The organism is Okeania sp. SIO1H4 (genome assembly GCF_010672695.1).
GTDB classification, from domain to species: domain Bacteria; phylum Cyanobacteriota; class Cyanobacteriia; order Cyanobacteriales; family Microcoleaceae; genus Okeania; species Okeania hirsuta.
Map to the genome: position 1 here is coordinate 96517 of NZ_JAAHGB010000014.1, position 12879 is coordinate 109395.

The 12879-nt window shown below is 40.1% G+C and carries 10 protein-coding genes, 1 pseudogene and 1 riboswitch; of the genes and pseudogenes, 7 read left to right on the forward strand and 4 right to left on the reverse strand.

What is annotated here, in order from left to right:
* Positions 1–434 precede the first annotated feature (434 nt).
* A riboswitch (TPP riboswitch) is annotated at positions 435–529 on the forward strand.
* A gap of 8 nt (positions 530–537) precedes the next feature.
* Entirely contained in the window at positions 538–1917 is a 1380-nt protein-coding gene (thiC, locus tag F6K06_RS13420) for a phosphomethylpyrimidine synthase (RefSeq protein ID WP_124155286.1), read from the forward strand.
* A gap of 99 nt (positions 1918–2016) precedes the next feature.
* Here thiC and F6K06_RS13425 read toward each other — a convergent pair whose 3' ends face one another.
* Both F6K06_RS13425 and F6K06_RS13430 read right to left on the reverse strand, forming a co-directional pair.
* Entirely contained in the window at positions 2017–2154 is a 138-nt protein-coding gene (locus F6K06_RS13425) for a zinc ribbon domain-containing protein (protein ID WP_375339404.1), read from the reverse strand.
* Between the two features lie 862 nt (positions 2155–3016).
* Positions 3017–3220, reverse strand: a complete 204-nt coding sequence (locus F6K06_RS13430) for a transposase (RefSeq protein WP_287521064.1) — start codon at positions 3218–3220, stop codon at positions 3017–3019.
* A gap of 405 nt (positions 3221–3625) precedes the next feature.
* Between F6K06_RS13430 and F6K06_RS13435 the strand changes: the two genes are divergently transcribed.
* Positions 3626–3754 carry a hypothetical protein gene (locus F6K06_RS13435; protein WP_275670339.1) on the forward strand — a complete coding sequence of 43 codons (129 nt, stop codon included), beginning with the start codon at positions 3626–3628 and terminating at the stop codon, positions 3752–3754.
* Positions 3755–3784: 30 nt separating this feature from the next.
* Positions 3785–4234, forward strand: coding sequence for a hypothetical protein (locus F6K06_RS13440; protein ID WP_124144532.1), 450 nt, complete (start codon positions 3785–3787; stop codon positions 4232–4234).
* A gap of 319 nt (positions 4235–4553) precedes the next feature.
* On the opposite strand, the gene F6K06_RS13445 is transcribed toward F6K06_RS13440, so the two are convergent.
* Positions 4554–4751, reverse strand: a complete 198-nt coding sequence (locus tag F6K06_RS13445; RefSeq protein WP_124144533.1) for an NblA/ycf18 family protein — start codon at positions 4749–4751, stop codon at positions 4554–4556.
* Between the two features lie 465 nt (positions 4752–5216).
* On the opposite strand from F6K06_RS13445, the gene F6K06_RS13450 reads away from it, so the two are divergent.
* The 4 genes and pseudogenes from F6K06_RS13450 (at position 5217) to F6K06_RS13465 (ending at position 6277) form a co-directional block, all read left to right on the forward strand.
* On the forward strand, positions 5217–5735 hold the full coding sequence (locus F6K06_RS13450; RefSeq protein ID WP_124144534.1) for a tetratricopeptide repeat protein: 519 nt from the start codon (positions 5217–5219) through the stop codon (positions 5733–5735).
* Positions 5686–5943, forward strand: a complete 258-nt coding sequence (locus F6K06_RS13455) for a transposase (RefSeq protein WP_133433961.1) — start codon at positions 5686–5688, stop codon at positions 5941–5943. The genes F6K06_RS13450 and F6K06_RS13455 overlap by 50 nt, the downstream gene beginning before the upstream one ends.
* Before the next feature lie 12 nt (positions 5944–5955).
* Positions 5956–6102, forward strand: a pseudogene (locus F6K06_RS13460) (zinc ribbon domain-containing protein); the annotation flags it as partial.
* A 46-nt stretch (positions 6103–6148) separates the two neighbouring features.
* Positions 6149–6277, forward strand: a complete 129-nt coding sequence (locus tag F6K06_RS13465; RefSeq protein ID WP_275670340.1) for a hypothetical protein — start codon at positions 6149–6151, stop codon at positions 6275–6277.
* Positions 6278–6500: 223 nt separating this feature from the next.
* Here the strand turns inward: F6K06_RS13465 and F6K06_RS13470 are convergent, their stop codons facing one another.
* The gene (locus F6K06_RS13470; protein ID WP_287241517.1) at positions 6501–12194 is read right to left on the reverse strand and encodes a glycerophosphodiester phosphodiesterase family protein; all 5694 of its coding nucleotides are present in this window, start codon (positions 12192–12194) and stop codon (positions 6501–6503) included.
* Between the last annotated feature and the right edge of the window lie 685 nt (positions 12195–12879).

Sequence of the window (12879 nt, forward strand, 5' to 3'; positions counted from 1 at the left end):
ACAAATAAAACCTTCCTATACCCTTGACAAGCTAGGAGGTATGCATGTTATTATCAATGTCAACACAGGGGGAGGACATCACCTCACACGAAACAGCGGTTATTTTTTTCATGACTGAAGAATCCCGCGTTGTCGCGCTATGCGCAACGTCGGGAGTATGTCAATATACAACTTTCCTGAATGATGAGGTATTATTTAGGATAAGTCTCTTTTCCCTACAGTAGGGTGTGTTTTCGGCTGTTGCTGACATGAAACGCTGCGCGACATGAAAAGCGTTTCGCTGCGCATTCATGTCGCGCAGCATTCCGTAGGAAAGCGAAACGCACCGAAATATTTGGAATAGGCTAGATAGACGGTGCGTTACATTTCATTAACGCACCCTACTGGGCTTTTTGATTACCCTCAATCCAATCCCAAAAAAGTGCTATAGTAAAAGACTAAGCTAGGGGTGCCTAGATATTAGGCTGAGAAATACCCTTAGAACCTGAGACTGGTTAATACCAGCGGAGGGAAGCTGTTTATTAAAGGAATGAATATATGCGGACAGAATGGATCGCCAAGCGTAGTGGACACAAAAATGTCTCTCAAATGCACTATGCTCGTCAGGGAATCATCACTGAAGAAATGGACTTTGTGGCCCAACGAGAAAATCTCCCTGCTGAGTTAATCCGCGAAGAAGTAGCAAGGGGACGGATGATTATCCCTGCTAATATTAATCACACTAATTTAGAACCAATGTGTATTGGCATTGCTTCTAGGTGTAAAGTTAATGCTAATATTGGTGCCTCTCCCAACACTTCCGACATTGAGAAGGAAGTTGATAAACTGAAACTGTCTATTAAATACGGTGCAGATACCGTTATGGACTTATCCACAGGTGGCGGTAACTTGGACGAAATTAGAACTGCCATTATCAACGCTTCACCAGTTCCTATCGGTACAGTACCAGTTTACCAGGCAGTAGAAAGTGTTCATGGCAGAATTGAAAATTTAACTGCTGACGACTTTCTTCATGTTATTGAAAAGCACGCTCAACAAGGGGTAGACTATCAAACTATCCATGCCGGAATTTTAATCGAGCATCTACCTCTAGTCAGAAGTCGTATCACTGGTATAGTTTCCCGTGGCGGTGGAATTATTGCTAAGTGGATGCTACACCACCATAAACAAAATCCTCTTTATACTCACTTTGATGACATCATTGAAATATTCAAAAAATATGATGTTTCTTTCAGTTTAGGGGACTCTTTACGACCTGGTTGTACTCACGACGCTTCTGATGAAGCGCAATTGGCAGAATTAAAAACATTAGGTCAATTAACTCGCCGTGCTTGGGAACATGATGTCCAAGTTATGGTAGAGGGTCCAGGCCATGTACCGATGGATCAAATTGAATTTAATGTTAAGAAACAAATGGAAGAGTGTTCGGAAGCACCTTTCTATGTTTTGGGTCCATTAGTCACAGATATTGCTCCTGGTTATGACCATATTACTTCTGCTATTGGCGCGGCAATGGCAGGTTGGTATGGTACAGCGATGTTGTGTTATGTTACTCCGAAAGAACATTTAGGTTTGCCTGATGCTGAGGATGTGCGAAATGGGTTAATTGCTTATAAAATTGCTGCCCATGCTGCGGATATTGCTCGTCATCGTCAGGGAGCAAGAGATAGGGATGATGAACTTTCTGCTGCTCGTTATAATTTTGATTGGAACCGTCAATTTGAGTTATCTTTAGACCCAGATCGAGCTAAGGAATATCACGACGAAACTTTGCCTGCGGATATTTATAAAACTGCTGAATTTTGTTCTATGTGCGGACCAAAATTCTGTCCGATGCAGACTAAGGTTGATGCTGATGCTTTGACAGAATTAGAGAAGTTTTTGGCTCAAGAAAAAGAACCTGTAACTCAAAGTTAATATCTATTTGGCTAATCTATTTTAACTTGTCCTAACCTGAATGCGTAGTCCTATATCTTCTATGAATCCGCAGTTTTCGGATTGAAATACACGCTCTGATCAACACAGAGACTGTTTGACATTTTCAAAGTTAGAACAAGTTTTAGAACTGGGAAACCATAGATCGGCGATGATTAGTTGAGAACCATATAGTTTACACTTGTACTCTAGCTGTCTACGAAACTCATAAAATCCCATATCTGCTATAGCTTTAGCTAACTATAGAACCCATTTGGTATCTTTGCGGTGCGTAAAAATTTTTGAGTTACTCAAAGGTTCTTACTTAGAGGCAATACAGGAAAAAGTGGATGCGATCCCGCGCCCTTCGGTTATCTCTTTCCTCCTCCGGAGGAGCTACGCTAACAGAGAAAATTTGCGTACCGCAGTTGCGTGACTTTTGGCGGGGTGCCTATCGGGCGGACGCTGGTTCCGCCCACAGCCGGGAACCTGCAAGGCGCACTGCACTCACCGTCGCACGGCGCACCTGGTAGCGCACCAATCAGGTTGAAAAATACTCGCTCCACACCTCCATCACCCCATGCTGACAAGGGTAGATTTTTCATCACCCTCGGGTATGGGGCGCGAGTGTAGTCCGAAAGGAGAATACAGCTCTTGCGTGAAGTTTGCAGCGTCGGGTCAGACCAGACCCTGTACTCCCCACACTCCCCATACTCCCCCTATATTTCTAAATAGAACCAATTTGGAATCTATAGAACTTTGGTTTACTCTGCTGATGGTAGAGAAAAAATAGCAAAGGATATTAAATTTCGGCGTTGGTAAATCAAGAGATGAAACTTTCAGACTAATCCCCTTCTGACTAACTCTAAATGTTTAACTAGATTAAGTAATGGGTATCACCCCTGCGAGAAAATCATCTTATATCATGTTCCCCCTCCGGGGGAGCTACGAATTGCGGACGGGTCAGTTATAAATAAAATTTCAGAACTGACAGTACCGAAGAAATACTGAAATTATCTTTACTTTTGTTCCTTCCTTCTTTCTTCCCTCCTGACTTCTGAGGACTGAGGACTGACTCCTCGCATTGTCTCCATCCTAAATCTTATATAGCTGTTGACAGTTTCCGATTCTTTACCAAACCAGAAACGTTTAAATCTTCCAAAATAATTGTTTGGTTTTCACGAATTATTTCAGTAGATAACTTATGTAGGAAATCCGTTCTAGTATCTTTAAGTTTGGGATGAAATTTAGCTATTCTCAGCCTAGCTTTTTCGTAATTGCTTCCTGCTACCTCCGTTTCAGTCACCGCGGGCTTGACAGTTTAATTGTTAATAAACGAATTTGATATTAGACATATCCACGAAAATAAATAAGCCTTTGATTTAACCATTAAACAAATTGGTAACGAATAATTAATATTTAATAAAATAATTAAAATATAAGAGTAATATCAATTATTTCCCTAAACCTCACAATTTTCAAATTTTGATCTGCTGTTCCCTGTTCCCTACTACTTTTTTTACTATTTGTGGGTAAAGAGGGTTTGATGGTTGGAGAAAAATTTTTAATTTAAACTCTAACAAAGGACAGTTCTACCTATATTTAAAGTTTTTAATTTTTTGTTTTTTAGATTATTTATACACATAAGTGGTATAGATAGTCTAAAATAGATCGATAGTGCTAACACTGAACTAGGTAACTCAATTTACCCATGCTTCACCAGCCAAAACATCAAGATATTAGACTTTTTCTTTGGACTAATCTTGCTGAATCTTTTGACTGGCATACCATTAGCACAAAACGTAATTTTTGTCAACCTCCCACCTCGCCGTATCAATGAAGCTAGGATTAGGAGCATAGGAATAGCACTGTGGCTCATACATTTATACTAGAATCAGGCCAATGGGCAATAGAAGGAAATTGGCTAGAGCGTAATGGAATGTTAATTACTGTTAAGGGTAAGACTATTGTTACATGGGACCGTACAGATTGGTTCTCTATGGTGACAAAACTGATATTTCCCAGTCAAGACCGTGAGGACATTATCTTACAATACAGAGGACGTCTCGACAGTGACGAACGACACTATACGTTTCTTCTTCAGCATAGCGAACTAGGAAAAATAGAAGGAGAAGGATGGCTGGGCATTAATTCAATTATTCAGCGCTATTGGGTACTGGGAAATGATGTCCAACGTCGTAGTGGCTTTGAAACTTTACTACGCTTAGACCAAGAGCGATATTATTTTACTGGCGGGATTTTAAGTGGTGTTTCTTTGAATAGTGCTATGGAGGCAACTATAGAGCGTCAACCAGACTAATTAATAAACAATTATTAATATTTTTTAGTATTCTTGAGTATTCTTAATTTTTGAGTTAGTCACTCAATGATGTTTTTAATACTTGTAATAATTTCAAATTGATAGCAATACACTTAAATAATGTCAAATAATATATATTAATATTAAATAATCAATCGCCTAAAGTTGTTGTTAACTAAACTTCTTAGCTCATAAAATCTTAGTTTTAAGTTTTGAGTTGAGTGAAACAGTATTAGTTGACGCCCCACGATCCCCAACTCTCTTTCATTAGTTTGAAACTGAGTGAGAGAAAGAGGTCGTCCCTAAGACAACTTCCGTTTTAGTCAAAATCAGGGTTAGATTCTAATCCCCACTTATGTTTTAAAAATTGTTGGTAAAGAGTTTCCCTCATCAACATCTGTTCATATAATTGAACCAAGCAATCTTGAGCTTGTTGTAAACTCATCTGGCGTACCTGAGTCTCAAAAGACCGAACACTAAATTGCTTTTCCAGTGGCATTTCCATCGGTTGGTCCATAGTTTTACTCCATATTCATAGTAACAACTATTCACTGAGCCTACTTCAGAGTAAAATCAGTAAATTTAGATACAAAAAATTTATCTGGATTGCTCCAAATATGCCTTGTTAGATTCAGCGATCGCCATACATTTTCTACAACTGCGAGAATAAATATGAATATCGCATCATGTTACAAAATATAACAAATATTTGACAAAACTGCCATCATTTTTCTCGTATCACAGATATAAAAAGAGCAAATATTGAGAATTTTCTTCTGCCTTAAAGAAATCCTAGATAACAGTCAAGAGTAAAGATGCTCATTTTGAACAAATTTCTGATGAGTAGACAATTTCTCAAAAGTCTTAAGCAGAAATTTAAACAAGTGGAGTTCTCTTAAGGTTTATTTCACAAAGAGGGGATCAAATCTAAAAATAAGTAGTATGCTGAAACAAGTAACTATTACGACTAGCATTATTAAAAATGTTTTATAAAAAATCTAAGTACAACTTATTGGCCATAGCTATAATACTCAGCTTCGTCAGCACTACTTCAGCTGATGCTTCGACTCTCAAACCAAGAGCAAAACAAACCCAATTAGCGAACACAACAATTATTGCCCTTGAAGTAGAAGCCAAAGAAGAATTCGATCGTGGGGTGAAACTCTACAAGGAAGGAGACCTGACATCAGCAGAAGCAGCATTCCGCAAAGCTATTGAATTAGATTCAGAATTTGCAGAAGCTTATGCTAATCTGGGCAGTCTTCTAGCCAATCAAAATAATTTGTCAGAAGCAATTTCCCAATTTGAAAATGCTGTTCGCCTCAAACCAGACTTAGCAGTGCTTCATTATCAACTAGGGGTAGCATTGTATTTGGAAAATAAACGACCTGAAGCATTAGTATCTCTCACTAAAGCCAGAGACTTATTAAAAGAACAAGGTAAAGGAGAAGATGCAGAAAAAATCGAGAAAGCAATACAAAGAATTCAAGCAGAATCTTAAGAGAAAAGCACAACTCAAGATAGCGGCATTACATAGACGAGTAGCTAACATCCGCAAACATGCACTTCATAAATTAACAACATATTTAGCTAAAAACCACAGGGTTGTTGTTATAGAAGATTTTAACCTCAGCGGTATGTTAGCCAACCGTAACCCACCCCCATCCCCTCCCAGGAGGGGAGCTAGAGGGGTGGGTGCAGGCCAGTGATTTTATGAGTTTAGGCGACAGCTTGAATATAAAACTCAGTGGTACGGTTGTGAGCTAGTGGTAGTTGATAGATTTTTTCCATCGTCAAAGATTTGCAGTAGGTGGGGTCATGTTAAAGATATGCCCTTATTCTATGATTTATTTATAAATGAGGAATAGATATATGTTGAAAATTGTTATTGCTCGTCCAGGAGAAAACTGAGTTATGAGACAAATTACCTTAACCCCCGAACAAGAAAAATTGGTGGTGGTGCATAGTAATGGTAGAGAGAGTGTGGGGAGATGGGGACCCACCCCTAACCCCGACCGTGGAGGGGAGTATGGGAGAAATTAAAAAATATATATCTTCACCAAAACCCATGCAGGACTACCGAAAAATTTTTAGAAAGATTATTGAAGACTGGCAGATATAATACATTTCAAGAGGCAATCGCTAGAGTATTTCAGTTATTAGAAAAAGAAACTCACCTGTCTCAAAAATAAATATAGGGAAGTTCCATGGAACCTCCCTAATAAAGGTAAAGATTTGTCTCTACTACTTGAAAGATGTTACCTTCTTACCTAATTTGGAAATTATCCTCAGTAATAGTGGGCGCACCATCAAGGATAGCAAACTGAGTAGAATCATCACTTGTATTGTAGAACAGACCGCCAGATGCTTCACTGTAAACAATGAAAGCATCAGAGCTACTGACAGCAGCATTATTGTTAACAATTTCAAAATCACTATCAACACTGAAACCAATTCCCGCAGAACTGTCAAGAGCAGTAAAGGTTGACTTATCAAGAAGAATTCGATCGCCTTGGTTTCCATCTTCATCTGGTCTGAGGTCTGGTTGGAAATTATTGATGGTATCAACACCAAAATCATCGGAGTCAAATTCTTGATTACTATTGAAGATAAAGAGGTCAATACTTGCACCACCAGTTAAAGTATCGTCGCCAGCACCACCATTGATTCGATCGCGACCTTGACCACCATTCAACACATCATTACCATCACCACCAAATAGGTGATCGTTGTCTTGACGACCTTGAAGTACATCGTTACCATCCTGACCATACAGGGAGTCACTGCCACGACTACCAATAATTTCGTCGTCACCAAAACTACCTACTAAGGTATCCGCGCCATTCAAACCGATAATAGTATCATCTCCATTACCACCACGGCGAACGTCTCCCTCGGAAGTACCTGTAATTGACTGACCTTCATTAGGATCTGTATCTTGAATAACGATTTGACCTACTTGATTCTCTGTATCAACTACATAACCATCTTCTGGTTGCAACTCAATGGTTGTAGTTTCATCATCTTCATCTTCACCATCAAAAATAGTTGTCCAGGTAACGGTTGCTGTAGTTGCCCCTGCATCAATAGTAATAGCAGAACGTGCGAGTTCATCACCTACTGCTTCAAGTTCTTCTAGGTTAGAAGCATTGGTTAGCTCAGGAGGAAATTCTATATCGCCAAAAGCATTATCAGTATCCGTTTCTGACCAAACTACTCGTAAACCACCTTCTGGAGCAGGTACATTTAAGTTGAAAGTTAAAGAATATTCTGCTCCATTTTCATCAACAGTCTCAGGTTCAACGTCAATACTGACTGTAGGAATAGCAACTCCTATTCCTGGTGCTAAGTTTAGAGGTTCGTCTAGGTCTATCTGAATAATCTCGTTATTATCAATATCCGGTCCCCGACCAATGGAGAAAGGATAGTTGTTGTCGTTGGCAACCAGAATAGTGTCTTTATCAAGAACTAACACATCCTCAATGGTAACAAAGGGGAAGTCAAAAGTAGTGTCGCCATCTCCGTTGAGGTCGTTGGGGTCGTCAATATTTAGTAAGTCTACAACTTCCTCTTTCTCAACAAAACCTTCATCATCAACTACAGAAATGTCAATCTTAAAGATTTTCTTGAATTCAGCTGCATCTCCTTGACGACCATCCCTTTCAATGACTAAAAATTCGTCGTTATTGATGGGAGTAAAATCACCAATGGCATGACCTGGTACATCGGTAGGATAGAAACCAATTAGATCGGTGAAAGAGCTAGACTCAGGATCGAATTCATATATCCGGAGGGCATTATCTGGATCGCCAACAACTGCACCCTCTAATAAAGGATAGAAAGTTTCGCGATCGGGGCTGAATGCTAGACCTTCATAACCACGGGAAGTCCGTATATTTGGTTCATCAATAAATTGCTCTACAACTATGCTGCCAGTAGCAGGGAAGTCAGTAAAGAAACCATCTGCACCAATTTCGATGAGTTGTTCAAATTCTTCTCCAGGAGTTTGAGGTGTACCATCAGGGTTGAGAGTAAGGAAACGCTCTTCATCACGCAAAGTGTAGGGGTGAACCTGCAAACCTGCATCATGTGCCCAATCTATTAGTGGTAATACCTCCCCAGTTAATTGAGTGGTAATTTCCGCATTACCGTCACCGTCACCATCAACGGGTGTATCTATATCATCCCGGAGCAAGAAACTGTTTTTCCAAGGTCCTAAACCTTCAGCGTAAGTGCCAATAAGTTCAATGACTTCCGCGTTTGCTAGGTCGGCGTAGGTGGGAACACTAGAGAAGTCAATTAGGTCAGCTAGGTTGCCGTAGATAGCACGAGTATTAGCAGTTTCTAGGAGAGGTTGTAGCCTTTCAGGATTAAAGGAAATATCAGCCTGAGTTGCTCCTATAGGTTCAATCCCAGTAACTTTAACTATCATGTCGTCAAAGTCTTGATTGGAATTAGCAAAGGGCAACTCCTCGGCGGCAATGATGAATTCGTTTTCAACTTCGGAATAAATAGCAAACTGAGGATTGCTCTCTGGATTCAAAGCATTGTTAGTTGAAAAGGTGTAACTTTCGGCTCCTAATCCGGTAGGATCGCCAATGGGCAAGCTGTTTATTAGGCCAAAGTGAACTTGCTGACTAAAGTTATTGGCAACTTCATCACCATTAATAGCAACTACACCTGCCTCGCTAATAGTAACTTCGATGGACTTAGGTGCGCTGTCTGGACCAGCAAATAGAACGACAGTGTTATCGGGATTGGTGGCATCCTGTAGAATAAATTGGTTAGTATCTTGGAGGTTGCCAAACTGATCGAGTATCTCTTGGGGAGCTCCAGGTCCGGGATTTTTCTCAGCTAAAAGGGTTACGCTAAAAGCACTACCAGTGAAGGTGGCATAGTTGACCTGATCTGCGATAGCATCAATATCACTGGGTTCAAACTCCTCGGCATTAGCAACGAAGTCGAAAGGTACTGAGAACCCACCGCCACCTTCGTTGATGAAGGCATCTTCAATGTCACCGAACAACTGCACTAGCTTTAGGTTTTCGAGACCTTGAGCAGGTAATATTTCGTTGCGCAGTTCAAGTAGGTTTTTAACTTCAAAGGACTGAATGAAAATACGGTTGGGGTTGGTGAAACCTGTATCTTGCAGAGTTTGAATTAGAGGTTCTTCTAAGGATAAACCCTGTTCATCGAAGAATGTCGGGTGTTTGGTTTCTGGATAGATACCAACTTCAAACCCAAAACCTTCCATTTCTTGTACCAACTCGATAACTTCTTGGAAGGTGGGAATTTCAAACTCACCGTTGAAAGATTGGTCGCGGAAGTCACGAGATTGAACGGCACGCAGTTGTTTGATTTCTGCTAGGGTGAAATCTTCAGCAAAGTAACCAGTTTTTTCTTCACCGTCAAGAATTTTCGTGCTTTGGCGTTCTGGACCGAATACTTCAGCAACGTTGGTGGTATCGTCTAGCAGTGGTTCGTGACGAGCAATGAGGACACCATCGGAAGTAATTACGAGGTCTGGTTCAACAAAGTCCGCACCTTGAACGATCGCTAAACGATAAGCTTCTAAGGTATGCTCTGGGAAGTCACCACTTGCACCCCGGTGTCCGATAACTATTGGTGCGCTACCGTCGAGGGTATTAAAATCATTGAGATTAGGATTTTGAGGGGAGCGAACTTCATCACTAACTAGAGCATCTCGAACCGGATCGCCAGTGCGTGCGAAGTCCGTAAAGAAACCATCTGCACCAATTTCGATGAGTTGTTCAAATTCTTCCTCGGCAGTTTGAGGTGTTCCTGTTCCTAAAGACAAGAAGGAAAAAGAACCATCAGCGACAAATGGTCCACCGGTGGGAAGAAGTAGACCTGAGTCTGGATCGACGACAAAAGTAGCAGCAGCATTTTCTGATAAGGCAAAACCAAAACCAAGGAATCCATCAGTGTCAACTCCATTGACAATTGGATCGACAGTACCACTTTCCTGAACAATTTCCAGATCGTTAGTATCCAAAAAGTCTTCCGATATAAACACACTGGAGATGCTGCCGGAGTCGGGACCACCAACTGTGACGAACTCCTCAGTTTCTTCATTGAATTCTAACAAAATATTGTTCACGCCAAAACCTGCTTCTACACCTGCTAAGTCAGGGTTGCCTATTTCTTCGGCGAATTCGGGAGCAACAAACAAGGGAATGGCTGGCGAAGAAACTATTCCTGTATTCGGATCGAAGGTTAACTCTGCTAGATCTAATGTAAAGTCAAAGAATGCTTCCGTATTATTTTCTTCATCAGTTTGAGTGGAATCGATACGGCTATAAAGAGCGGCATTTCCACCGGGGCGCTCTATACCTACTAGGGCGTTGAGAATTATTTGCGGGGTATTAAATTCCTCAACATCGGGGTTAAGAGTCAGGAAACGTTCTTCATCCCGCAAAGTATAGGGGTGAACCTGTAAACCTGCATCGTGTGCGTCCTCAATAAAGGAAGTAATTTCTCCTGTTAACTGAGACCTGATTTCTGCTTCTCCGTCTCCGTTTGCATCGACTGGAGTATCCAGAGATTCCCGCAACAGAATGTTATTCTTCCAAGGTCCTGCACCTTCTGCATAAAGGTTGCCAATAACTTCTAGAAATTCTACACTATCGAGGTCGCTATAAACTGTATTTTCAGAGAGAGGAACTTCTACTGCATCTAGGAATTCTTGACCGTAAATATCTACTAAGTCATTACCTTCAGCGACATTAAAACGGATATCGAAGGGGAAGGAGAACCCAGCTTCAGGATTAGCTCCTTCGGTAGTATTTCCATATAGTTGAACTAAAGGAATATCTCCGAGTTCTGCATCATCTAATTGTCCTTGTAAGTCAATTAAGTTAGCAAATTCAAAGGACTGGATGAAAATACGATCAGGGTCGGTAAAATCTGTATCTTGCAGGGTTTGAATTAAGGGTTCTTCTAAAGATAAATTCTGTTCGTCAAAGAATGTAGGGTGTTTGGTTTCTGGATAGATACCAACTTGAACACCTGTTTCTGCTTCTACTCTTTGAACGAGTTCGATGACTTCTTCTAATGTCGGAATCTCAAATAACCCATCAAAGTTAAGGTCGCGGTAGTCACGAGATTGAACGGCGCGTAGTTGTTTGATTTCTGCAAGAGTAAAGTCTTCAGCAAAATAACCAGTTGTTTCTTCACCGTCAAGAATTTTGGTGCTTTGGCGTTCTGAACCGAATACTTCAGAAACGTTAGTGGTATCATCTAGCAGTGGTTCGTGACGAGCGATAAGTACACCGTCAGAAGTAGTTACGAGGTCGGGTTCGATGAAGTCTGCACCTGCGGCGATCGCCGCTTCATAAGCTGCTAAAGTATGTTCGGGTAAGTCTCCACTTGCACCTCTGTGGGCAATAACTAGAGGATCTTGGCCGTTAAGAGTGTTGAGTTCGATCGGGTTTGGTGTGGCAATAGGAGCTTCTAGTAAAGTTCCCGTACTATCGAAGTGTAAAATGTAAGGCCCAAATTCGTCTCCGATCCAAATATCTCCATCATTATCTATAACAAAAGATTCAATATCAAAGTCTGCTCCAGTTAAGAGGCGATCGCTTGTATCTTCATTGACAATATCAAATGGTATAAGATTATTAGGATCTGCTAGTTGAATAAAATCTTGAATTTCAACGCTAGTATCACCATCTTCTGCTCCAGCAAAGTCGGGGTCAACTTGATATAGTCTGAGCAAATAATCTGCACTATTTCCTTGAGAACCGAAACCGTTATCAGAGAGAAACCAATAAGTACTGCCATCTTCGCTACCAGGAGCAAATTGAACGCCACTAAATCCTTGTACTGGTTGACTATCGAATGGTGTTTCTCGATTATCTGTATTAATGAAGTTCCCTGATGGGGGACCTGCTGCAAATGTGTCTGCTGGTAATACAGCAAAGCCTTTTAATTCTGCCATTTGATACTCCTCTCACCTGAAAATTTACATTGATGTTTTAGATTGATTTTCTATTTGGAAATTTGATAAAAAATAGAAAGATTTTATCTAAGGCATGAAAATAAAGTCAAGAAATATGCCTCGTAGTTGATTTTTAGGAATCAATCTAAATCAAAATGTCTGAACAAGCTGAAATGTCTATTTGACTCTTTCAACTTTGCTCTATAAATAAATTGGAAATTTTTACTAATTCCCATGACATCTTATTGGGTGAACATTAAATAAATATTTCCAGGAGGTTAAGAAAAGATTTATTTTCGGTTAAATAAATAAAAAAATAGTTTTTTTACAGAAAAGAAGTATTTTATCTATATTTTTTAGGCTACAAAAAGAAAACAGGACGTACACAAAAGACGAAGTTATACATCATTTGTAGTGGGTTAATACCAATTTGATAAATATTTGCTACATTTTCTGAAGCGGGGGAGTAGGGGAGTGGGGGAGTGGGGGAGTGGGGGAGAATTAAACATAAGAATAATTAACAATAACTGGCGTGCTAATTATCAAGAAAATTATTAGCCAGTTATTGTTAATCACTTAATAATTGAAGTGTCACTTAAGTATAGGATTCTTTTTTTAAATTGGTATAACGGCCGTTAGCTCCTACCATAAGTGATGGTTATAGGTAAGTCCTGAAAAAGTTTAG

Excerpts from the sequence above, each read along its gene's own strand:
- thiC (WP_124155286.1), top strand. The coding sequence starts at position 538 with ATGCGGACAGAATGGATCGCCAAGCGTAGTGGACACAAAAATGTCTCT.
- F6K06_RS13425 (WP_375339404.1), bottom strand. The coding sequence starts at position 2,154 with ATGGGATTTTATGAGTTTCGTAGACAGCTAGAGTACAAGTGTAAACTA.
- F6K06_RS13435 (WP_275670339.1), top strand. The coding sequence starts at position 3,626 with ATGCTTCACCAGCCAAAACATCAAGATATTAGACTTTTTCTTTGGACT.
- F6K06_RS13445 (WP_124144533.1), bottom strand. The coding sequence starts at position 4,751 with ATGGACCAACCGATGGAAATGCCACTGGAAAAGCAATTTAGTGTTCGG.
- F6K06_RS13450 (WP_124144534.1), top strand. The coding sequence starts at position 5,217 with ATGTTTTATAAAAAATCTAAGTACAACTTATTGGCCATAGCTATAATA.
- F6K06_RS13455 (WP_133433961.1), top strand. The coding sequence starts at position 5,686 with ATGCAGAAAAAATCGAGAAAGCAATACAAAGAATTCAAGCAGAATCTT.
- F6K06_RS13465 (WP_275670340.1), top strand. The coding sequence starts at position 6,149 with ATGAGACAAATTACCTTAACCCCCGAACAAGAAAAATTGGTGGTGGTG.
- F6K06_RS13470 (WP_287241517.1), bottom strand. The coding sequence starts at position 12,194 with ATGGCAGAATTAAAAGGCTTTGCTGTATTACCAGCAGACACATTTGCA.